At 71.9% G+C, this 18057-nt stretch carries 21 protein-coding genes, 1 pseudogene and 1 riboswitch; of the genes and pseudogenes, 12 read left to right on the top strand and 10 right to left on the bottom strand.

Translation table 11 applies throughout. The features are described from left to right. Window positions 1-76: 76 nt before the first annotated feature. Complete coding sequence (locus AC07EG_RS22150) at window positions 77-1066, top strand: TauD/TfdA family dioxygenase (RefSeq protein ID WP_478255040.1); 990 nt, start codon at window positions 77-79, stop codon at window positions 1064-1066. On the opposite strand, the gene AC07EG_RS22145 is transcribed toward AC07EG_RS22150, so the two are convergent. The 5 genes from AC07EG_RS22145 to AC07EG_RS22125 are packed head-to-tail and all read right to left on the bottom strand — an operon-like array spanning window position 1059 to window position 4890. After that, window positions 1059-1694, bottom strand: a complete 636-nt coding sequence (locus AC07EG_RS22145; RefSeq protein ID WP_478255039.1) for a helix-turn-helix domain-containing protein — start codon at window positions 1692-1694, stop codon at window positions 1059-1061. The two genes, AC07EG_RS22150 and AC07EG_RS22145, sit on opposite strands and share 8 nt — an antisense overlap. Before the next feature lie 16 nt (window positions 1695-1710). Next, complete coding sequence (locus AC07EG_RS22140; protein ID WP_478255038.1) at window positions 1711-2631, bottom strand: NADP-dependent oxidoreductase; 921 nt, start codon at window positions 2629-2631, stop codon at window positions 1711-1713. Between the two features lie 39 nt (window positions 2632-2670). After that, entirely contained in the window at window positions 2671-3570 is a 900-nt protein-coding gene (locus AC07EG_RS22135) for a DUF5829 family protein (RefSeq protein ID WP_478255037.1), read from the bottom strand. 30 nt (window positions 3571-3600) lie between these two features. Further along, window positions 3601-4248, bottom strand: a complete 648-nt coding sequence (locus tag AC07EG_RS22130) for a CatB-related O-acetyltransferase (protein WP_478255036.1) — start codon at window positions 4246-4248, stop codon at window positions 3601-3603. A gap of 54 nt (window positions 4249-4302) precedes the next feature. Beyond that, window positions 4303-4890, bottom strand: coding sequence for a TetR/AcrR family transcriptional regulator (locus AC07EG_RS22125; protein WP_478255035.1), 588 nt, complete (start codon window positions 4888-4890; stop codon window positions 4303-4305). Window positions 4891-4934: 44 nt separating this feature from the next. On the opposite strand from AC07EG_RS22125, the gene AC07EG_RS22120 reads away from it, so the two are divergent. The 5 genes and pseudogenes from AC07EG_RS22120 (at window position 4935) to AC07EG_RS22100 (ending at window position 8640) form a co-directional block, all read left to right on the top strand. Next, window positions 4935-5699 (top strand): class I SAM-dependent methyltransferase, encoded by a 765-nt coding sequence (locus tag AC07EG_RS22120; protein ID WP_478255034.1) that lies wholly within the window; start codon window positions 4935-4937, stop codon window positions 5697-5699. Window positions 5700-6207: 508 nt separating this feature from the next. Further along, window positions 6208-6699 carry a hypothetical protein gene (locus tag AC07EG_RS22115; protein ID WP_478255033.1) on the top strand — a complete coding sequence of 164 codons (492 nt, stop codon included), beginning with the start codon at window positions 6208-6210 and terminating at the stop codon, window positions 6697-6699. Window positions 6700-6701: 2 nt separating this feature from the next. Continuing rightward, entirely contained in the window at window positions 6702-7808 is a 1107-nt protein-coding gene (locus AC07EG_RS22110) for a hypothetical protein (protein WP_478255032.1), read from the top strand. A 332-nt stretch (window positions 7809-8140) separates the two neighbouring features. Next, window positions 8141-8427: pseudogene (locus AC07EG_RS22105) on the top strand (prolipoprotein diacylglyceryl transferase family protein); the annotation flags it as partial. Continuing rightward, window positions 8407-8640: an ATP-binding protein gene (locus AC07EG_RS22100; protein WP_478255219.1), complete on the top strand. Its 234-nt coding sequence runs from the start codon at window positions 8407-8409 to the stop codon at window positions 8638-8640. The pseudogene AC07EG_RS22105 and the gene AC07EG_RS22100, both read left to right, overlap by 21 nt. 77 nt (window positions 8641-8717) lie before the next feature. On the opposite strand, the gene AC07EG_RS22095 is transcribed toward AC07EG_RS22100, so the two are convergent. From AC07EG_RS22095 to AC07EG_RS22085, 3 genes are all read right to left on the bottom strand, one after another. After that, window positions 8718-9134: a hypothetical protein gene (locus tag AC07EG_RS22095; protein WP_478255031.1), complete on the bottom strand. Its 417-nt coding sequence runs from the start codon at window positions 9132-9134 to the stop codon at window positions 8718-8720. An 87-nt stretch (window positions 9135-9221) separates the two neighbouring features. Then, the gene (locus AC07EG_RS22090; protein WP_478255030.1) at window positions 9222-10277 is read right to left on the bottom strand and encodes a FecCD family ABC transporter permease; all 1056 of its coding nucleotides are present in this window, start codon (window positions 10275-10277) and stop codon (window positions 9222-9224) included. Then, window positions 10274-11269, bottom strand: a complete 996-nt coding sequence (locus tag AC07EG_RS22085) for an ABC transporter substrate-binding protein (RefSeq protein ID WP_478255029.1) — start codon at window positions 11267-11269, stop codon at window positions 10274-10276. Before AC07EG_RS22085 ends, AC07EG_RS22090 begins: the two co-directional genes overlap by 4 nt. Window positions 11270-11344: 75 nt before the next feature. Further along, a riboswitch (cobalamin riboswitch) is annotated at window positions 11345-11465 on the bottom strand. A gap of 114 nt (window positions 11466-11579) precedes the next feature. Between AC07EG_RS22085 and AC07EG_RS22080 the strand changes: the two genes are divergently transcribed. The 3 genes from AC07EG_RS22080 to lexA are packed head-to-tail and all read left to right on the top strand — an operon-like array spanning window position 11580 to window position 14182. After that, a complete protein-coding gene (locus tag AC07EG_RS22080; protein WP_478255028.1) occupies window positions 11580-13088 on the top strand; it encodes a glycoside hydrolase family 43 protein in 1509 nt (502 codons plus the stop codon). Between the two features lie 6 nt (window positions 13089-13094). Then, window positions 13095-13529, top strand: a complete 435-nt coding sequence (locus AC07EG_RS22075) for a PPOX class F420-dependent oxidoreductase (protein WP_478255027.1) — start codon at window positions 13095-13097, stop codon at window positions 13527-13529. Next, on the top strand, window positions 13526-14182 hold the full coding sequence (gene lexA / locus AC07EG_RS22070) for a transcriptional repressor LexA (RefSeq protein ID WP_478255026.1): 657 nt from the start codon (window positions 13526-13528) through the stop codon (window positions 14180-14182). Before AC07EG_RS22075 ends, lexA begins: the two co-directional genes overlap by 4 nt. Window positions 14183-14194: 12 nt before the next feature. Here lexA and AC07EG_RS22065 read toward each other — a convergent pair whose 3' ends face one another. Beyond that, on the bottom strand, window positions 14195-14575 hold the full coding sequence (locus tag AC07EG_RS22065; protein WP_478255025.1) for a DUF5997 family protein: 381 nt from the start codon (window positions 14573-14575) through the stop codon (window positions 14195-14197). Here AC07EG_RS22065 and AC07EG_RS22060 point away from each other — a divergent pair. From AC07EG_RS22060 to AC07EG_RS22050, 3 genes are read left to right on the top strand one after another with little or no spacing between them, the layout of a single operon-like run. After that, entirely contained in the window at window positions 14574-15314 is a 741-nt protein-coding gene (locus AC07EG_RS22060) for a LysR family transcriptional regulator substrate-binding protein (RefSeq protein ID WP_478255024.1), read from the top strand. The genes AC07EG_RS22065 and AC07EG_RS22060 overlap by 2 nt on opposite strands. Before the next feature lie 33 nt (window positions 15315-15347). After that, window positions 15348-16019, top strand: a complete 672-nt coding sequence (locus AC07EG_RS22055) for a FadR/GntR family transcriptional regulator (protein WP_478255023.1) — start codon at window positions 15348-15350, stop codon at window positions 16017-16019. Next, the gene (locus tag AC07EG_RS22050; protein WP_478255022.1) at window positions 16016-16843 is read left to right on the top strand and encodes an ABC transporter ATP-binding protein; all 828 of its coding nucleotides are present in this window, start codon (window positions 16016-16018) and stop codon (window positions 16841-16843) included. Before AC07EG_RS22055 ends, AC07EG_RS22050 begins: the two co-directional genes overlap by 4 nt. A gap of 4 nt (window positions 16844-16847) precedes the next feature. On the opposite strand, the gene AC07EG_RS22045 is transcribed toward AC07EG_RS22050, so the two are convergent. Further along, window positions 16848-18029, bottom strand: a complete 1182-nt coding sequence (locus AC07EG_RS22045) for a lipase family protein (RefSeq protein WP_478255021.1) — start codon at window positions 18027-18029, stop codon at window positions 16848-16850. Window positions 18030-18057 lie beyond the last annotated feature (28 nt).

Below are 18057 nucleotides of genomic sequence, written 5' to 3'. Positions count from 1 at the left end.
GACCACATGGGTGATGTGGGCGCCGCGCCGCCCCGGCGATGCTCGCCGCACGTGCTGTCACAGAAGGGATTTCCAGATGACGCTGCAGCTCGACGGCATCGGCACCGAGGCGGGCGCCCCGATGTCGCATGTGCTGTCCGAAGCCGACCGGCAGGCGGTGCGGGGCCTGGCCGCCGAACTGGCCGATCCCGCGGGCCGGATCGACGACCCGGTGTGGGTCGACCGCGCCAGGGAGGCGGCCAGCAGGCTGCCGTCCGCGCTGGGTGCCGCCGTGCGCCGGTTCCGCCGCGACCCCGGCCGGGAGGGTGTGCTGCAGGTGCGCGGGCTCCCGGTCGACGAGGACGCGCTGCCCCCGACCCCCACCGTGCCCGGCTCGGTGCAGCAGCACCCCACGGTGCCCGCGTCGTCGCTGGTGCTGACCAGCATGCAACTCGGCGAAGTGGTCGCCTTCCGCCAGGAGAAGGGCGGGGCGCTGGTGCAGAACGTGGTGCCGGTGCCCGGCAAGGAGGACTTCCAGGGCAACGCCGGCTCGGTGCGGCTGAAGATGCACACCGAGAACGCCTTCCACCGCAACAGCCCGGACTACGTGATCCTGATGTGCCTGCGCAACGACCACGACAACGTGGCGGGCCTGCTGACCTCGTCGGTGCGGTGCGCGGTGGAACTGCTGCCGGAGCACACGCGGGAGGTGCTGGGGCAGCCGAGGTTCATCACCTCGGCACCCGGTTCGTTCGAAGGCGCGGAGACCCCGCTACCGCGCCCGGTGCTCGACGGCGACCCGGCGGACCCGGACATCCGCGTCGACTTCGCCAGCACCGACCCGCTCGACGTGACCGCGGCCGGCGCCCTCGACCAGCTGCGTGAGGCGTTCGACGCGGTGCGCCGCACGTTCGTGCTCAGCCCGGGTGACCTGGCCGTCGTGGACAACCGCATCGCGGTGCACGGGCGCACCTCGTTCCGCCCCCGCTACGACGGCCGGGACCGCTGGCTGCAGCGCACCTACGTGCACCTGGACGCCCGCCGCTCCCGCCCGGACCGGCCGGGCAACGGCAACGTGCTCAACTGAGGCGGGGCGCGGGGGCGTGCCGCCGCCCCTGCGCCACCACCCCGGCGAAGTCCTCCGGCCGCACCTTCAGCCGGATCCGCTCCCCCGAAACGCTGAGCACGCTGAGGAATTCGACCGCCTCGGGCTCGGCGTTGCCGAACCAGTGCGGGACCCAGGTGTCGAACTCGACCGCTTCCCCGGTGCCCAGGGCGAAATCGCGCTCACCGAGCACCACGCGCAGGCGCCCGCTGAGCACGTACAGCCAGTGGTAACCCCGGTGCGACCGCGGTTCGGGCACCCGGCCGACCGGCCCGGCGGGCAGCACGCTCTTGAACGCGCGCAGCTCGGCCCGGCCGGTGGTCAGCGGCAGCGCGGTCATGCCGTGGCGGGTGATCGGGCGCGGGTGCAGCCGCGGATCCCCGGTCGGCGGCGGGTCGACCAGTTCGTCGAGCGCGACCCGGTAGGCCCGCGCCAGCGGGAGCAGCAACGCCAGCGTCGGCGTCCGGTGCCCGGATTCCAGGCGCGACAGCGTGCTCACCGAGATCCCGGTCCGCTCCGCCGCGGCCGCGAGCGTGTCACCCGCCCGCTTGCGCAGGGCACGCAACCGGGGGCCGATCGCGGCCAGCAGCGGCTCGAACTCGTCGGTCATGCACTGGATTGTAGGGTCAGACGGTCAGCACGATCTTCCCGCGCGTGCGGCCCTGCTGGCTGAGTTCCCACGCGCGGGCGGCTTCGGCCAGCGGCAGTTCGTGCTCGACGTGCACGGTGAGCTTGCCCTCGTCGGCCAGCCGCGCCAGTTCGGTCAGCCGGGCCGCGTCGGGACGCACCCAGAGCACGTGCCCGCCCAGTTCGGCGGCGTCCCCGTCGGCAATGGACACCAGCCGCCCGGGGGTCCGGTGCACCCCGGCGGAATCGTGCACGGCTCCGCCGCCGGCGAAGTCCAGCACCACGTCCACCCCGTCGCCCGCCAGCGACCGCACCCGGTCGGCCAGGCCCTCGCCGTAGGTCACCGGCTCGGCGCCCAGCGACCGCAGGAACTCGTGGTTCCGCTCGCTGGCCGTGCCGATCACCCTGGCCCCGCGGGCGACGGCGAGCTGGACACCGAGCGAACCCACGCCGCCGGACGCGCCGTGGACCAGCACGGTGTCGCCACGGCCCACCTCGACCCGGTCGATCGACTGCAGCGCGGTCAGCCCGGCCAGCGGCACCCCCGCCGCCTGCGCCCAGTTCAGCGCGGCCGGCTTGCGGGCGAGCATGCGCACGTTCGCCGCCACGCGCTCGGCGTAGGCACCGAGGTGCGCCGAATCCTTGCGGATGTAGCCGTAGACCTCGTCCCCGACGGCGAACTCCGGCACGTCCGGGCCGAGCGCGGTGACCACCCCGGCCACGTCCCAGCCGGGCACCAGCGGGAACTGGACCTCCATGATCGGGTCCAGGTAACCGGCGCCCAGTTTCCAGTCCACCGGGTTGACCCCGGCGGCACGCACCTCGATCAGCACCTCGCTGGGGCCGACCTTCGGTTCCGGGTGTTCGGTCAGGGTGAGCTGGTCCGGCCCGCCGTAGCCGGCCTGGGTGATCGCCTTCATGCCGCCATTCAACCCCGGTTCCGGCTCCGGCATTCCGTTCTACGGGGTGAACGTCCACACCGCCCGCGAGCCGGGGCCGACCGCCAGTTCCGAATGCCCGATCCGCTCGGTGTGCCGGTGGGCCACCGGCCGGTTGAGCGCCAGCTCCACCTGGCGCAGGCCGGTGTGGCCGAGCGGCACGGCGTCGAGGCGGATGGTGGTGCCGCCGCCCTTGGCCACCACCCCGCCGGGCACGTCCACCACGGTGAACCCGCCCGCGCGCAGCAGCGGCACGGTGTTGCCGAGGTCGCGGGCGGTGAGCGCCAGCCGGATGCCGGTGACGTCGCGCATCAGGTGGTCGCGGTAGCCGTCGGGCAGGTACCGCTCGCGGCCGACGTCACCGGGGTGGCTGGCCGGTTCGGTGCCGCTGCGCGGATCGGCGAAGTACTCCTGCCGGTATTCCATGCCCCAGGCGCCGAAGCGGTCGTACTCGACGGTGGTGTACACCGCGTCGAACCAGGGCACCGGGATGCCGTCGCCGAAGTCGCGCGTCTGCTGGAACTCGAACGGATCGGTCACGCCCAGGTCGCGCAGGTTCCGCAGGACGACTTCGAAGTCGCCTTCCCGCTCGGTCGACACGCCCATGCCGCCGGCACCCAGCTCACCGTCCTGGCCGGTCAGGTCCCCGACGCCGAACACCTCGAGATAGGTTTCGCGGCCCTTGAGGTACCGGCCGGTCCAGGTGTTGCCGCCGGCCCCGGTGGAGGTGCGGACCTCGAAGTCGGCGAACTCGCGCAGGTAGGCCGAGTGCTCGATGGCGTCGGCGGTTTCGCGGTCGACCACCCCGTAGGCGTGGTTGTAGTGGAGCAGCTGGCCGCCGGAATCCGCCGCCGCGGCGGTTCCGCCGAGGCTGATCGTCAGAACCGCGGTGAGTGCCAGGGACAACCGGCGAAAGCGCATGGTGCCATCGTAGGACCCGGCTGTCTCGGCTCACTCGAGTCCGGTTGGGGCCGCCGCTTCGAGTTCGCCGACGGTACCGGCCATGATCGTGCGCACGTGCTCGGTGAGGTGCTCGACCGGCCAGTCCCACCACGCCACCGCGAGCAGCCGGTCGATCTCGCCGGGGGTGTACCGCAGGCGGATGAGCTTGGCCGGGTTGCCGCCGGCGATGCCGTAGTCGGGCACGTCCGAGGTGACCACCGCCCCGGAGGCGATCACCGCACCGTGCCCGATCCGCACGCCGGGCAGCACCAGCGCGCCGTGCCCGAACCACACGTCGTGCCCGACCACGGTGTCCCCGCGGGCGGGCAGTCCGGTGATCAGGTCGAAGTGGTCCGCCCAGGACCCGCCCATGATCGGGAAGGGGAAGGTGGACGGGCCGTCCATCCGGTGGTTGGCGCCGTTCATGATGAACCGCGTCCCGGTGCCCAGCGCACAGAACCGCCCGATCACCAGCTTCTCCGGCCCGTAGTGGTAGAGCACGTTGCGGGTCTCGAAGGCGGTGGCGTGGTCGGGGTCGTCGTAGTGGGTGTAGTCCCCCACCTCGATCAGCGGCGAGCGCACCAGCGGTTTGAGCAGCACCACCCGCTCCTGCCCCGGCATCGGGTGGAGCACCGTCGGATCGGCGGGCACGGGCATGACTTGGTTCCTCACGGGGTCGCGGATGATCTTCCGCTCCACCCGAGCACCGTGTCAATCCGGATTCCGCGGCAGCACCCTGGTCACCATCGCGTGGACGGCCGCTCGTTCCGGGGCGGGTCCCGTCCGGTCGGCGAAGAGCAGGTGCGCGGAGCCGACCAGCATCGGTGCCAGGGCGTCGACTTCGGCGTCCGCGGCGAGCCTGCCGAGGGCGCGTTCGGCGGTGAGGTAGCCGGCGATCAGGCCCACGGCCTCGGTCAGCACCGGCACCCCGGCGGGCCAGGTCTCGCGCAGGCGCGCCCGCAGTTCGTCCCGGAAGGTGAGCAGCGCGACGATCGACACCGCGACCGAGCCGAACACCGCGATCAGCGCGTCGGTCAGGTTGTCGGCGACGGTGCCGCGCCCGGCGGCTTCACGCAGCGACTTCGCCTGTTCGCCCATCCGCTCCACGCGGTCGAGCACGAACTCGGCGAGGAAGGCGTCGAAGTCGGCGAAGTGCCGGTGCAGCACGCCTTTCGCGCAACCGGCTTCGGTGGTGACCGCCCGGCTGGTCAGGCCGCTCGGCCCGTCCCGGAGGAGCACCCGGTCGGCCGCTTCGAACAACTGCGCCCGCACCGCGCGCAACGCCACCCCGGTCGGCATCTTCCTCCTTGCTCAAGTGGGCGCTTGCCCACTAGCGTGGGCACATGCCCACTATAGCTGAGTCCTTCGGCTCGGACGCCGAACGCTACGACCGGACCCGTCCCGCCTACCCCGCCGAACTGGTGGCGGACACCATCGCCGCCGCACCCGGGCGCACGGTGCTCGACGTCGGCTGCGGCACCGGTATCGCCGCCCGCCAGTTCCAGGCGGCGGGCTGCACCGTCCTCGGCGTGGAACCGGACGAGCGGATGGCGCTGTTCGCCCGCCACACCGGTGTCGAGGTGGAGGTCGCCACCTTCGAGGCGTGGGACCCCGGCAACCGGCGGTTCGACGTGGTGCTCGCCGGGCAGGCGTGGCACTGGGTCGACCCGGCCGCCGGTCCGCTGAAGGCCGCGCAAGCACTGCGCCCCGGCGGCACCCTGGCCGTGTTCTGGCACGAATTCATCCCGCCCCCCGAGGTCGGCGACCCCCTCGCGGCGGCCCACTCACGCGCCTGCCCGGATTCCCCGTTCGACTTCCGGCAGGTCGCCAAGCACGGCTACCAGCCACTGGCCGACAAGGCCGCCGGGGAAATCCACGCCACCGGCGCCTTCGCCACGCCGACCCACCGGAAGTACGAATGGACCCGCCGCTACCAACGGGACGAATGGCTGGACCTGGTGCCGACCTGGGGCGCCTTCACCCAGCTCGACTCGGCCAAACTGACCACCGTCCTGGCAGAGGCAGGCGCCGCGATCGACGCCCTCGGCGGGGAATTCACCATGCACTACACCACGCGTGCCGTGTTCGCCGTGCGCGAGGAAGTCTGACCGTCCAGTTCCCGGCGCCTTCCCGACCGGAGCGGGACGGTCTGCCACTGATCTGCTCCATGAGTGCGCAGGCCCACCAACCGTTCCGGTTTCGCCCAGGGAGACCAGCGAACCGCCGGTCGTGATCGTCCAGGGTCGTGCTTTCAGGCCCGGTGTTGCCGCTCCGGCCAACGGCCCGTTCTGCGGACACCCCGAAACCGAGGCGAACAAGCAGCGGCTTGGTCTTTCGTGCTCATTGCCGCCTTCCTGCGCGCCGCCGACGTTCCAGGCAGCCGATCCGCGGTCCTCACCGGCAACCCAGACAGTCCTGATTCCGCTGTTGTCCCCAGCGCCGCGGCGATCTCCGCCCACAGCCGCATCGCGGCTGTGGGCCGAGGCCGCGGCTTCCGGTGGATTGACGCCTTCATCCATCTCAGCTTATGGTTCTGGGGCCGTCATCAACTCATGTCAATGCGGATTCTGGACGGGCTCGACGGTGAGGCATCCGCGTGGGGGAAGGACCAGAGTCATGTCTGCCAAGTTCGCTGCGTCTTCGAAGCGCCGCTGGCGCAGGTTCACCGCCTCGGCCTCGGTCGTTGCCATGGCGGGTGCCGCACTGCTGGCCCAGGCCCCGGCGGCCGGTGCGGCGGGACAGCTCAGCGGCAGTTGCCTCGATGTGTGGGTGCACCAGAACAAGCTGTCCGGTTCGGCGTGGTACACCACCCCGTCCGCGGGCGTGCACCACTGGACCGGCACTTCCTTCCGCGCCGACGGTTCGCTGGGCAACGAGAGCAACATCTCCATCCAGCTGTTCGCGGGCGGGCGGGAGATCGTCCGGCGCGGAGCGGACAACATCGCCGGCAACTACACCTACACCAGCACCGCCCACCCCAAGTTCGCGCTGAACGCCGACACCGCGGCCTACCACCCGGACGAGCACGTCGGGTTCTGGATCAAGTTCGACATCCCGCTCGCCGACGACGACAAGTTCTGGTGCTCGTTCGTCACCCGCAACATCTGACCTTGGCAGCCAGCCGTCCGGCGTCACGAAGGTCCGCGTCGGCCAAGGCCACGGGCGTCGGGCTCCTGGCCCTGGTCGCCGTCGCCGGTGGCGCCTGCACCGCGCCCCCCGTTCAGCGCAGTGCCCCGGCCGGCGAGCACGTGGCCTGGGTCATCCTGGACGCGGACAGCCGCGGCGCGGTACTGCTGCGCGCCTCCGGCGGGGCGCCCGACACCCTGCGCGGGACGGACCGGTTCGGTACCCGGGCCTGGGAACGCAACGACCTGGCTGCGGCCCAGCCCGCGGTGGTTTGTGCACGCCAGTGCCCCGACGCCGTCGCGTCCAGTGGAACGGTGAGCGGGATCGATGTCCCGGCGACCGCCCTCGGCAAGGCCGACGTGGCGGCCACCGGCCTCACCGCCGGCTCGACCCTTCTCTCGGCCACCGGTGACGCTGTCGTACAAGAGGTTCGCCCGGCTGGTGACCGGGTGACATTGCTGTCCACCAGTGGCTCCACACGCCGGCAGGTCGATGTCGACGGGACACGGACGACGTGGCGGGCGTCCAACGACAACCGCGCTGCCATCGCGCTGGTCGCCAACACCGGGGGTTCGGGCTACACGGTACGCACGTTCCACCGGGGAACCGCCTGGGAACCCACAGACTGGACGGCGCAGAGCAGCACGCTGTTCGGCTGCGCCAATGCGGGTGGTCGCCACGTCGTGGTCTCCGACCCGGTGCCCACCCTGATAGCTCTGCGAGACGGTACCCGTGTGGCGATCCCCGGCCTGGAATCGGGCGGGGACTGCGCATTCACCGAGCACGCGGCCGTGGTGGCCCAGTACGGGCTGACCGGATCGGGCTACCGCACCCTCCTGGTCACCACCGGCCTCGATGGTGAGGTTTTGTGGCGGCAGGAATACGGCGACGAAGCCCGGATCCGCGCGGACCTCGGCGGCGAGAATTTCCTGGTTCTGCTGGCGGGAACAGCTTACGAACACGACAGCCGGGGCGTGCTCCTGCAGACCGTGCGAGATGTGGCGGACGCGCGATACGACGAGAACGGCGACATCGTGCTGGTCTCCCCTTCAGGCACCACCCGGTGGAAACCCGGCACTGGCCGAGCATGAACACGACCTCCCCGGTCAGCTCGACGCGCGGAAAATCGAAATGCCGACACCGCCCTCGCCCTGCGCCAGGCGGTCGCCCCCACGAACGAGCCCGGCTTCCCCTTGGACACATGCTGGGCACGGTGCTCCCGGAGCACACTCGATGACGGGTTCCTGCCGAGGGGGCTGCGCATCCGTGGTGCCCGGAGGACACGCGTCACGAAACCCATAGCCGTATACCCGTCGGCAACGGGCGGGTGCAGCGCGGAAGACCGACTTTCGAGATTCTCGGGCAACTGCTGACAAAGGCCGGGAACTGTGGTCAGGTCGTCGCGGGAATTCTGGGGGGAACCTTGGTTCTTGCCGTGATTCCGAGTCCGGCGCAGGGGTTTGGCAACTCGGGCCGATACCTCTGCGGGCTTACGGCAGCTGCATCATCGCCGGCGTGCTCGTGGCCGTGTGGCTCACCCGGCGGCGGGTCCAGCGCGGTGGCGAACCCGGTGTGGTGGCCGACATCGCGGTGTGGGCGGTGCCGTTCGGCATCGTCGGCGGGCGGATCTACCACGTGCTCACCTCGTGGCAGCCGTACTTCGGGGAGGGCGGTGATCCGGTCCGCGCGCTGTACCTCTGGGAAGGCGGCACCGAGCACCTCGACCGGCTCTTCGACCGCTTCTACCGCGCGGACACCTCACGATCGCTGCCCGGCTCCGGGCTCGGCCTGGCCATCGTGGCCGGCATCGCCGAAGCCCACGGCGGAGCGGCGTTCGCCAGGAACCGAACCGGGGGCGGCGCGGCGATCGGCTTTTCCATCGGCACCAGCCGCGTCCTGCCCGGCCGGGACGCCGATCGCTGATCCGCGCGGCGAGCCCCGGTTTCGTCCCGAACAAGCCCGGTTTTCCCTTGCCGGTGCCGCGTCCGGCCCTTCCCTGGTCAGTCGGTGAAGCTGCCGGACAGGTTGGCGGTGTTGGTGCTGCCGGGTGACCCGCTGCCCCCGGTCTGCGTCAGCGGCTTCCCGTCGACCGTGGCCGTCGCGGCCAGGGTGCCGCCGCTGTGCCGCATGGTCAACGTGAATTCGTGGCGGCCGGTGCCGTAGGGGACCTCGACCGTCTTGCGCCAGGGCAGGGTGACCCCGTTCTCCTCGCTGACCTTCCCGTCGAAGGTGAAGGTGAGGGACAGGGTGGCGGTGCCGGTCACCTCCAGCTCCAGGAGGTGTTGCCGCGGCGCCGGGTCGGACGAGGTGGCCGCGGTAGTCGCCGGTGGTGGTGTGGAGGTGGCCGGCGGTGCCGGTTCCCCGCACGCGGCGAGCAGGCCCGCCACCAGCAGCACGACGACGGCTGTTCGGATCATGGCTCACAGTAGACACCACCCGGTGCGGGACCGGTCCCGGCCGTGAAACCAGCACATGGTGCTCCGGCAACGCCGTTGCGCTCGGGTCTACTTCGGACGGACCTGGCCGGCGCGATCCCGCGGCCTCGAAGTCCGGTACAGCACAACGACGAAAGCGGGCACGCCGATGATCGAGGTGACCACCCCGACCGGCACCTCACGCGGGTCCAGCGCGGTGCGCGCCAGCGTGTCCACCCAGACCAGGAACACCGCGCCCGCGACCGCCGTCACCGGCAGCAGGCGGCGGTGGCCCGGGCCGGTCAGCGCCCTGGCCGCGTGCGGCAGCACCAGCCCGACAAAACCGACCGCCCCGACCGCGCTGACCAGGGCGGCGGTCAGCAACGCGGTGGCGCACAGCAGCACGATCCGGGTGCGCGCCACCGAGACGCCCAGCGCGGCGGCGGTGTCCTGGCCGAGGGCGAACACGTCCAGCGCGCGGGCGTGCCCGAAGCACACCGCCAGCGCCACGGCCAGCACCACCGCCCCGACGCCGACCTCGGCCCAGGAGGCGCTGGCGAACGAGCCGAGCAGCCAGAACAGCACCCCGCGCGTGGTTTCCGGGTCGGCGCCGGTGAGCACGATGAACGAGGTGAGCGCGGAGAACAGCTGCATCGCGGCGACCCCGGACAGCACCACCCGGTCGGTGCTGCCGCCGAGCACCCCGCTGAGCAGCAGCACCAGCGCGAACGAGATGGCCGCCCCGATGAAGGCACCGGCGGACAGCGAGACCACGCCGCCGCCCACGCCGAGCACCACCACCAGCACCGCCCCGGTCGACGCGCCGGAGGACACGCCCAGCACGAACGGGTCCGCCAGCGGGTTGCGCAGCAGCGACTGCATCACCACCCCGCACACGGCGAGCCCGGCCCCGCAGACCGCGGCCAGCAGCGCCCGCGGCAGCCGCAGGTGCCACACGATGCCGTCCCGCAGCGGGCTGAGCACCGGCTCACCCAGGCCGAGGTGGGCGAGCACGGTCGAATACACCTCGCCGACGCCGATACCGGCCGGGCCGATGGTGATCGCCACCGCGATCGAGACCACCAGCACGCCGAGCCCCACGACGCAGAACCAGGCCACCTGCGACCCGGTGCGCGGCCGCCTCACCCCGCGAGCCCGAACTTCCGCAGCGCTTCGGCGACCTGCTCGGTGCCGTCCACGGTCCGCAGCGACGGGTTCATCGCCTGCCCGCTGAGCAGCACGTAGCGCTTGTTCTTCACCGCGTCGAGGTCCTTGGTGACCGGCTGGGATTCGAGGAAGGCGATCTTCGCCTCCCCGGTTTCCGCGGTCTGCGAGCGGCGGGTCAGGTCCCCGAGCACGATCACCTGCGGATTCCGGTCGGCGACGGTCTCCCAGTTGATCTGCGGCCACTCGTCGCGGGTGTCGTCGAAGACGTTGCGCGCGCCGAGCGTGGTGGTGATCACGCCGGGTGCCCCGCAGCACCCGGCCAGGTAGGGGGATTCGGCGTTGGCGAACCAGTACAGCAGGCTCACCCCGTCCGCCCGCATCGCCGCGCGTTCCATCCGCCCCGCCAGCTCGGTGACCAGCTGCTCCCCGCGTGCCTCCACCCCGAACAACGTGGCCAGCTGGCGGATCTCGGTGTAGACGACCTCCATGGTCAGCGGTTCGGTGCGGGCGCCGTCACCACCGGCGTTGTTGTCCTTGAGGCAGTCGGACGGTGAGACGTAGGCCGGCACGCCGAGCTGCTCGAACTGCTCGCGGGTGGCCACCCCGCCTTCACCGAGCGTGGAGACGAACGAGGCCGCCACGAAGTCCGGCTCGACCGCGAGCACGGCTTCGAAGGACGGGTTGTTCTCGGCCAGGCGCGGCACCTTGGCGTTGTCCGCGGCGAGCGCGGGCAGCACCGGGTCGGTCCAGGTGGCGGTGCCCGCCATCCGGTCGGCCAGGCCCAGCGAGAGCATGATCTCGGCGGTCCCCTGGTTCAACGCGACGGCGCGCTCGGGCGGTTTCGCCGCCGACACCCGGTGGCCGCAGTTCTCCACGGTCCGGGCGGCGGGGTCGGTGGCATTCCCGCCGGCGCAGCCCGGCAGGACCAGGGCGGCGGCGAGCAGCAGGTGGGCGGAGCGGATCTTCGGCACGGGAATCCCTGCGTCGAGGGGCTCGTCACGCGGAGCCCGAACGGTCGGTGGCCCCGGCCGCGCCGGGGTGCCGGCAGGTTTTCGGACTCGGGGTCGTCCGGGCGGAACGCCTTCCCGGACCGGGGTCCAGTGGCCGCTGTTCCGCTCGTCGCCGCTCACCGCTGCGCGTCAGCTCCGGATTCACACCGGATTCCCTCGCCTGGCGTCCGCAACCTATCACGCGGCCGGTCCTTGACCGCCGTGTCGGAAGTCGTGCAATCTTCACCGAAGATGTTCGTTGTTGTTGAATAGTGTGCAGGAGCTGCCGAAGATGACCGCTCTTCCGTTCAGATCCGCCTCCCGGGCGCTGACCGCCCTGTTCGCGTCCGGCGCACTGGTGCTCGGGGCCGTCACCCCCGCCTCCGCCGCGGTGCCCGACTACGGCACCGCCGAAGCGGGCAACCCGTTCGTCGACGGCTGGTACGCCGATCCGGACGTGGCCATCTACGGCAACACCTACTGGGTCTTCCCGACCACCTCCCGGCGCTACGCCGAGCAGACGCACCTCGACGCGTTCTCCTCGACGGACCTGGTGCACTGGACCAAGCACAGCAACGTGCTGACCACCGAGAACGTGTCGTGGGCGAAGTACGCGGTGTGGGCCCCGGCCCCGATCGAGCGCGACGGCAAGTACTTCCTCTACTTCGCGGCCAACGACATCCAGAGCGACGCCGAACACGGCGGCATCGGCGTGGCCGTGGCCGACCGCCCGGAGGGCCCGTACCGCGACGCGCTCGGCCACCCGCTGATCGACCGGTTCCACAACGGCGCGCAGCCCATCGACCAGGACGTCTTCATCGACGACGACGGGCAGGCGTACATGTACTACGGCGGCTGGGGGCACGCCAACGTGGTCAAGCTGAACGCCGACATGACCAGCCTCGGCACCTTCGAGGACGGCAGCACCTTCCGCGAGATCACCCCGACACCGGAGTACGTCGAGGGCTCGCAGATGTTCAAGCGCAACGGCAAGTACTACCTGATGTGGTCCGAAGGCGGCTGGACCGGGCCGAACTACTCGGTCTCCTACGCCATGGCCGATTCGCCGACCGGGCCGTTCACCAAGCTGGACCGGGTGCTCGCGCAGGACCCGGCGGTCGCCCGCGGCTCGGGGCACAACTCGGTGCTCAACGTGCCCGGCACCGACATCTGGTACATCGTCTACCACCGCCGCCCGCTCAGCGAGACCGACGGCAACCACCGGCAGCTGGCCTACGACCGGATGAACTTCAACCCCGACGGCACCATCGCGCGGATCACCATGAAGGTGCAGGACAACTTCGCCGACGGCAACACCTTCGGCTGGAAGACCCACGGCGGGCAGTGGGCGGTCCGGGCCGAGCAGCTGGCGGCGAGCCGCTCGGCGGGCGGGAAGGCGTTGCTGGACACCAACTTCGGCGATTTCACGCAGGACACCCGCGTGCGGCTGACCGCCAGCCGCGGCGATGCCGGTGTGGTGTTCCGGGTACGCGAAGCCGCCGTCGGCACGGACAGCTACCAGGGTTACTACGCCGGGATCAGCGCGTCGGGCCGGGTCGTGCTCGGGCGCGCCGACAACTCGTGGACGGAACTGGCGTCGGCTCCGCTGGCCGGGGCCATCGGGCGGAGCCACCACCTCCGGGTGACCGCGGTCGGCCCGGCCATCCGGGTGTACGTCGACGACCTGACCGCGCCGAAGCTCAGCGTCGCCGACGGCACCTTCCCCAGCGGCGCGAACGGCGTCCGGGTCTTCGAGGCGGCGGCTGCCTTCGACGACTTCGCGGTGCGTCCGGCACACTGACCGGTCATGGCGTTCAGCGAAGAGGAAATCGCGTACCTGCGCTCGCAGCCACTGGCCCGGCTGTCCACCGTCGCGGCGGACGGGCAGCCGGACGTGGTGCCGGTGGCGTTCGAGTTCGACGGCACCGGCTTCTGGATCGGCGGCGGCGCCACCGCGGTGCACACCCGCAAGTTCCGCAACGTGGCGGGCGGGCACGAGCGGGTGGCGCTGGTGGTCGACGACCTGGTGTCGATGGAACCGTTCGTCGCCAGGGGGATCCGCGTCCACGGGTGGGCGGGTGCGCCCGAGGAACGGGTCGGCGTGGTCGGGCCGGGGACCTTCTTCCGGGTCACGCCGGCCGTCTCGTGGAGCTGGAACCTCGCGGGTGAACCGGTCGGTGAGCGGTGGTACGGCGCGGTGCGCCGGGTCCACAGTGGAGGTGGGGCTACCATCTCCGGGTGACCGCCTACGATTTCGACGAGCTGGAGCACCTGGACGCCTCGGCCCTGCCCGAGCGCCAGCAACGGATCCTGGTCACCATCCAGGACTGGGTGAACCGGTACGGCTACTCCCCCAGCACCCGCGAGATCGGGGACGCGGTCGGCCTGCGGTCCTCGTCGTCGGTGTCGAAGCACCTGGCGGCGTTGGAGGAGAAGGGTTTCCTGCGGCGCGGCACCACGGTCTCGCGGCCGATGGACGTGCGCCTGTTCCTGCGCGGCTCGCGTGGCCAGGAGGCCGGCGGCTCGGTGAGCGTGCCGGTGGTCGGCCACATCGCCGCGGGCACCCCGATCGCCGCCGACGAGCACGTCGACGAGGTGCTGACGCTGCCCCGGCAGTTCGCCGGGCGCGGCACCGTGTTCGGCCTGCAGGTCCGCGGCGATTCGATGATCGACGCCGCCATCTGCGACGGGGACACCGTGGTGGTCCGCCAGCAGCCCGAAGCGCATTCGGGCCAGATCGTCGCCGCCATGATCGACGACGAGGCGACGGTGAAGGTCTACCGCCGGCGCGGTGGTCACGTCTACCTGGAACCGCGGAACCCCGCCTACGAGGTCATCGACGGAGATCGCGCGGTGATCCTGGGTGTGGTCGTCTCGGTGCTGCGCAGCGTCTGAGGCGGCGCGGGGTCAGGAAGTCTTCGAGGAGGCTTCCTTCGCGCGGGCGGTTTCGGCGCGGAATTCGGCCTGGGTGGCGCGTTCGCGGACGAGCCAGTCCGGGAGTTCGGCCTTGAGCGCGTCGATCTGCTCGGTGGTCAGCGGAGCGGTGAGACCGGCGCGGGTGAGGCCGCCGATCGAGATGCCGAGCTTGGCGGCGGCGACCGACCGCGGGTGCGGGCCGTCGCGGCGCAGGTCCCGCAGCCATTCCGGCGGGTCCGCCTGCAGGGCGTTCAGCTCGTCGCGGGAAACGACACCCTCCTGGAACTCCGCCGGGGTGGCTTCGAGGTAAACGCCCAGCTTCTTCGCCGCGGTCGCCGGCTTCATCGTCTGAGGGGTCTTGTGCGACGTCATGCGGTCCAGGGTAACCAGCCCGGTCACGCCCGGTAATCTGGCCGCCGTGACCGAATCGTTCAGCCTCGCGTACGTGCCGGGGGTGACCCCGGGCAAGTGGGTGCGCACCTGGGCGGAACGGCTGCCCCGCGTCCCGCTGCACCTGCTGCAGGTGGCGCCCGCCGAAGCCGAGGCCAAGGTCCGCGACCGCGAGGCCGACGCGGCCCTGCTGCGCCTGCCGGTCGACCGCACCGGCCTGCACGCGATCCCGCTCTACACCGAGACCACCGTGGTCGTGGTGCCGAAGGACCACTTCACCGCCGCCGCCGACGAGGTGTCCACGCAGGACCTGGCCGACGAGGTCCTGCTGCACCCGCTCGACGACACCCTCGACTGGGCGCGTCCGCCCGGCCGCCCGGCCCTCGAACGCCCGGCCAGCACCGCCGACGCCGTCGAACTGGTCGCCGCCGGGGTCGGCCTGCTGGTGGTGCCGCAGTCCCTGGCCCGCCTTCACCACCGCCGCGACCTCACCTACCGCCCGCTGACCGGGGCCCCCGAATCGCGGGTGGCGCTGTCGTGGCTGGAGGAGGAGACCACCGACCTGATGGAGCAGTTCATCGGGATCGTGCGCGGCCGGACGGTCAACAGCACCCGCGGCCGCCGGCCGGAGCCCGCCGAGCCCAAGCCCAGGGTCAAGGCCGAACCCCGGAAGCCGGCCCGCCGCACCCCGCCGCGGCGCGGCAGGCCCCGCCGCCGGTAACTCCTCAGACAAGCTGAGTGCTACCGTCGGGGCGTGTCCCCTTCCGTGCAACGCCGGCCGCTGACCTCCCAGACCGCGGACGTGCTGCTGGAGCACATCCGCTCCGGCCGGTGGCCGCTGGGCCACAAGCTCCCCGGCGAAGCGACCCTGGCGGCCCAGCTGGGCGTCGGCCGGTCGACGCTGCGCGAGGCCGTCCGCGAACTTGCGGGCAAGGGCGTGCTCGATTCCCGGCAGGGATCCGGGGTGTTCGTCACCGCGCTCGACGTCACCGAGGACTGGGACGCCGTGCTCCGGCGTGCCTCGGTGGTCTCGGTGCTCGAAGCGCGGATCGCCATCGAAGCGGAGGCCGCCGCGCTCGCGGCCGGGCGGCGCACCCCGGTCGACCTGCGGGCGATCAAGCGCGCGCTGGTCAGGCGCCAGTGGCAGGGCCGCGGCATCGAGGAGCACGTCGACGCGGACATGGACTTCCACCGCGCGGTGGTCACCGCGGCGCACAACGACGTGCTGGCCGAGTTGTTCGACAGCTTCGTCCCCCGCGTCCGCAAGGCGATGATCGACATGCTCCGGGTGCGCCCGCTCGACTCACCCGCAGCCGACGACGCCGCGCACGCGGAGCTGGCCGACGCGATCGCCGCACGGGACGCCGCGGCGGCGGCCGACGCCAGCCGCGCCCACCTCACCGGATTGAAGCAGGCTTTTTCATGAGCACCGCCGTACTGGAACTGCGTGAGGTCACCTTCCGCCGCCAGGGCAAGCAGATCCTGACCGACGTCAGCCTGACCGTGCGGCGTGGTGAGCACTGGGCGCTGCTCGGCCCGAACGGGGCGGGCAAGAGCACCGTGCTCGGCTTCTGCGGGGCGCTGACCCACCCCACCACGGGCACCGTGCACGTGCTCGGCGAGCAACTCGGCCGGGTCGACCTCCAGTCGCTGCGCCGCACCATCGGCCACGTCAACCCGCGTCACCCGCTGCGCTCACCGCTGACCGTGCGGGAGGTGGTGCTGACCGGGCTCACCGGCACCATCGACCTGCCACCGCGCTGGCGGCCGGCGCCGGAAGAGGTCACCGAGGCCGACGCGCTGATCGAGGTGCTGGGCCTGCGCGGGCAGGCGGAGGACCGCTGGCCGACGCTGTCGCAGGGGGAACGCGGCCGGGCGCTGCTGGCCAGGGCGCTGGTCTGCGGTCCACGGCTGCTGCTGCTCGACGAGCCGTCGACCGGGCTCGACGTGGCCGCCCGCGAGCAGTTGCTGGAGACCGTCGACCTGCTCGACCAGACCCACCCCGGGGTGGCGTCGATCCTGGTCACCCACCACCTCGAAGAGCTGCCGGTGACCACCAGCCACGCCCTGCTGCTGGCCGGTGGCCGGGTGGTGGCGGCCGGGCCGGTCGGCACCACCGTCACCACGGAGCACGTCTCCGCCGCCTTCGAGCACCCGATCGAGGTGCGCCAGGAGGACGGCCGGTGGTCGGCGCGGGCGCTGCGGGAACCGCGCCCACCGACCGGCGGCGCGGTTCCCCGGGCGAGCTGACGGGTCAGCAGTTGTTCTGCACCGGCTTGCCGGCGAACCGGTCGGCGAGGTAACCGAGCACGTCACCGGCGGAGAAGACCATCGTGGTCACGTGCTCGCCGGCGAAGGTGCCCCAGGTGACGCCGGCCCCGGCGGCGCAGTACTTCGAGCGCAGCGCCTGTGCCTGCGCCAGCGGGATGATTTCGTCGACCACGCCGTGGAACAGGTAGATCGGCGCCTCCGGGGCCCGGTTGCCGAGTTCGTTCTCGGCCAGGCGCGCCTGCCAGTCCGGCTGGGTCAGCGGATTGCTGGTGGTGTAGTCGGCGATGCGCCCGAAGGCGTAGCCGAACACCGCGTCGACGCAGGCGCCCTGCTGGGTTTCGTACAGTTCGCGCCCCTTGGCGTTGAGGTAGTCGGGCAGGTCCAGTTCCGGGTAGGCCGCGTCCAGGCCGAGCGCGGAGAGCAGCAGGAAGCCGAACCCGATGCTGCCGTCGAGGAATTCCGAGACCGCGGTCAGGTCGGCCGGGGTGCCGCCCGCGGTGATTCCGGCGACCTCGAGTTCCGGGGCGTATTCGGGGGCGAGTTCCCCGGCCCACGCCGCTCCCCCGCCGCCCTGGGAGTAACCGGAGAACGCCACGGGACCACCCGCGGCCAGCCCGGCGGCGGGCAGCCGGGTCGCCGCGCGGACCGCGTCGATCACCGTCCGCCCCTCGGACCGGCCGACCACGTAGGTGTGCCGTCCGGGTGTGCCGAGCCCTTCGTAGTCGGTGATCGCCACCGCCCAGCCGCGTTGCAGCATGGCGTCGATGAACAGCGGTTTCTCGTAGTCCGGCTGGAACTTCGACGGCGCGCACGAGTCGCCGATGCCGCGGGTGCCGCTGGCCACCGACACGATCGGGCGTGCACCGCCGCCGGTCCACGCCCTGGCGGGCACCAGCACCCGGCCCGACACCGCGATCGGCGTGCCGGTGGCCGAGGTCGACCGGTACAGCACCAGGTACCCGCGGACACCGAGCTGACCGGGCAGCTCGCGCCACCAGATCACGTCGCCGTTCTCCCCCGGCGGCAACGGGTCCGGCGGGGTGTAGAAGGCGTCGCCCGGCGGGCCCTGCGGTGGGGCGGCCGCCAGCGCGGGAGCGGCGGACACCGACAGCGCGGCGAGCACCACGACCACGAACGCCCGCCACGTCTTCCGGAAGCTGCGCATCTTCTGAACTCCTCGTTGAGCCCGGTAT

Source organism: Amycolatopsis sp. NPDC045836 (assembly GCF_056431745.1).
This window is presented reverse-complemented; position numbering and strand designations above follow the sequence as displayed.

What these genes read in the sequence shown, in the direction of transcription:
- AC07EG_RS22060 (WP_478255024.1), top strand. Translation starts at nt 14,574, where the DNA reads ATGCGGTCCAGGGTAACCAGCCCGGTCACGCCCGGTAATCTGGCCGCC.
- AC07EG_RS22075 (WP_478255027.1), top strand. Translation starts at nt 13,095, where the DNA reads ATGGCGTTCAGCGAAGAGGAAATCGCGTACCTGCGCTCGCAGCCACTG.
- AC07EG_RS22140 (WP_478255038.1), bottom strand. Translation starts at nt 2,631, where the DNA reads ATGAAGGCGATCACCCAGGCCGGCTACGGCGGGCCGGACCAGCTCACC.
- AC07EG_RS22120 (WP_478255034.1), top strand. Translation starts at nt 4,935, where the DNA reads ATGCCCACTATAGCTGAGTCCTTCGGCTCGGACGCCGAACGCTACGAC.
- AC07EG_RS22095 (WP_478255031.1), bottom strand. Translation starts at nt 9,134, where the DNA reads ATGATCCGAACAGCCGTCGTCGTGCTGCTGGTGGCGGGCCTGCTCGCC.
- AC07EG_RS22125 (WP_478255035.1), bottom strand. Translation starts at nt 4,890, where the DNA reads ATGCCGACCGGGGTGGCGTTGCGCGCGGTGCGGGCGCAGTTGTTCGAA.
- AC07EG_RS22130 (WP_478255036.1), bottom strand. Translation starts at nt 4,248, where the DNA reads ATGCCCGTGCCCGCCGATCCGACGGTGCTCCACCCGATGCCGGGGCAG.
- AC07EG_RS22065 (WP_478255025.1), bottom strand. Translation starts at nt 14,575, where the DNA reads ATGACGTCGCACAAGACCCCTCAGACGATGAAGCCGGCGACCGCGGCG.
- AC07EG_RS22050 (WP_478255022.1), top strand. Translation starts at nt 16,016, where the DNA reads ATGAGCACCGCCGTACTGGAACTGCGTGAGGTCACCTTCCGCCGCCAG.
- AC07EG_RS22115 (WP_478255033.1), top strand. Translation starts at nt 6,208, where the DNA reads ATGTCTGCCAAGTTCGCTGCGTCTTCGAAGCGCCGCTGGCGCAGGTTC.
- AC07EG_RS22145 (WP_478255039.1), bottom strand. Translation starts at nt 1,694, where the DNA reads ATGACCGACGAGTTCGAGCCGCTGCTGGCCGCGATCGGCCCCCGGTTG.
- AC07EG_RS22045 (WP_478255021.1), bottom strand. Translation starts at nt 18,029, where the DNA reads ATGCGCAGCTTCCGGAAGACGTGGCGGGCGTTCGTGGTCGTGGTGCTC.
- AC07EG_RS22135 (WP_478255037.1), bottom strand. Translation starts at nt 3,570, where the DNA reads ATGCGCTTTCGCCGGTTGTCCCTGGCACTCACCGCGGTTCTGACGATC.
- AC07EG_RS22080 (WP_478255028.1), top strand. Translation starts at nt 11,580, where the DNA reads ATGACCGCTCTTCCGTTCAGATCCGCCTCCCGGGCGCTGACCGCCCTG.
- AC07EG_RS22150 (WP_478255040.1), top strand. Translation starts at nt 77, where the DNA reads ATGACGCTGCAGCTCGACGGCATCGGCACCGAGGCGGGCGCCCCGATG.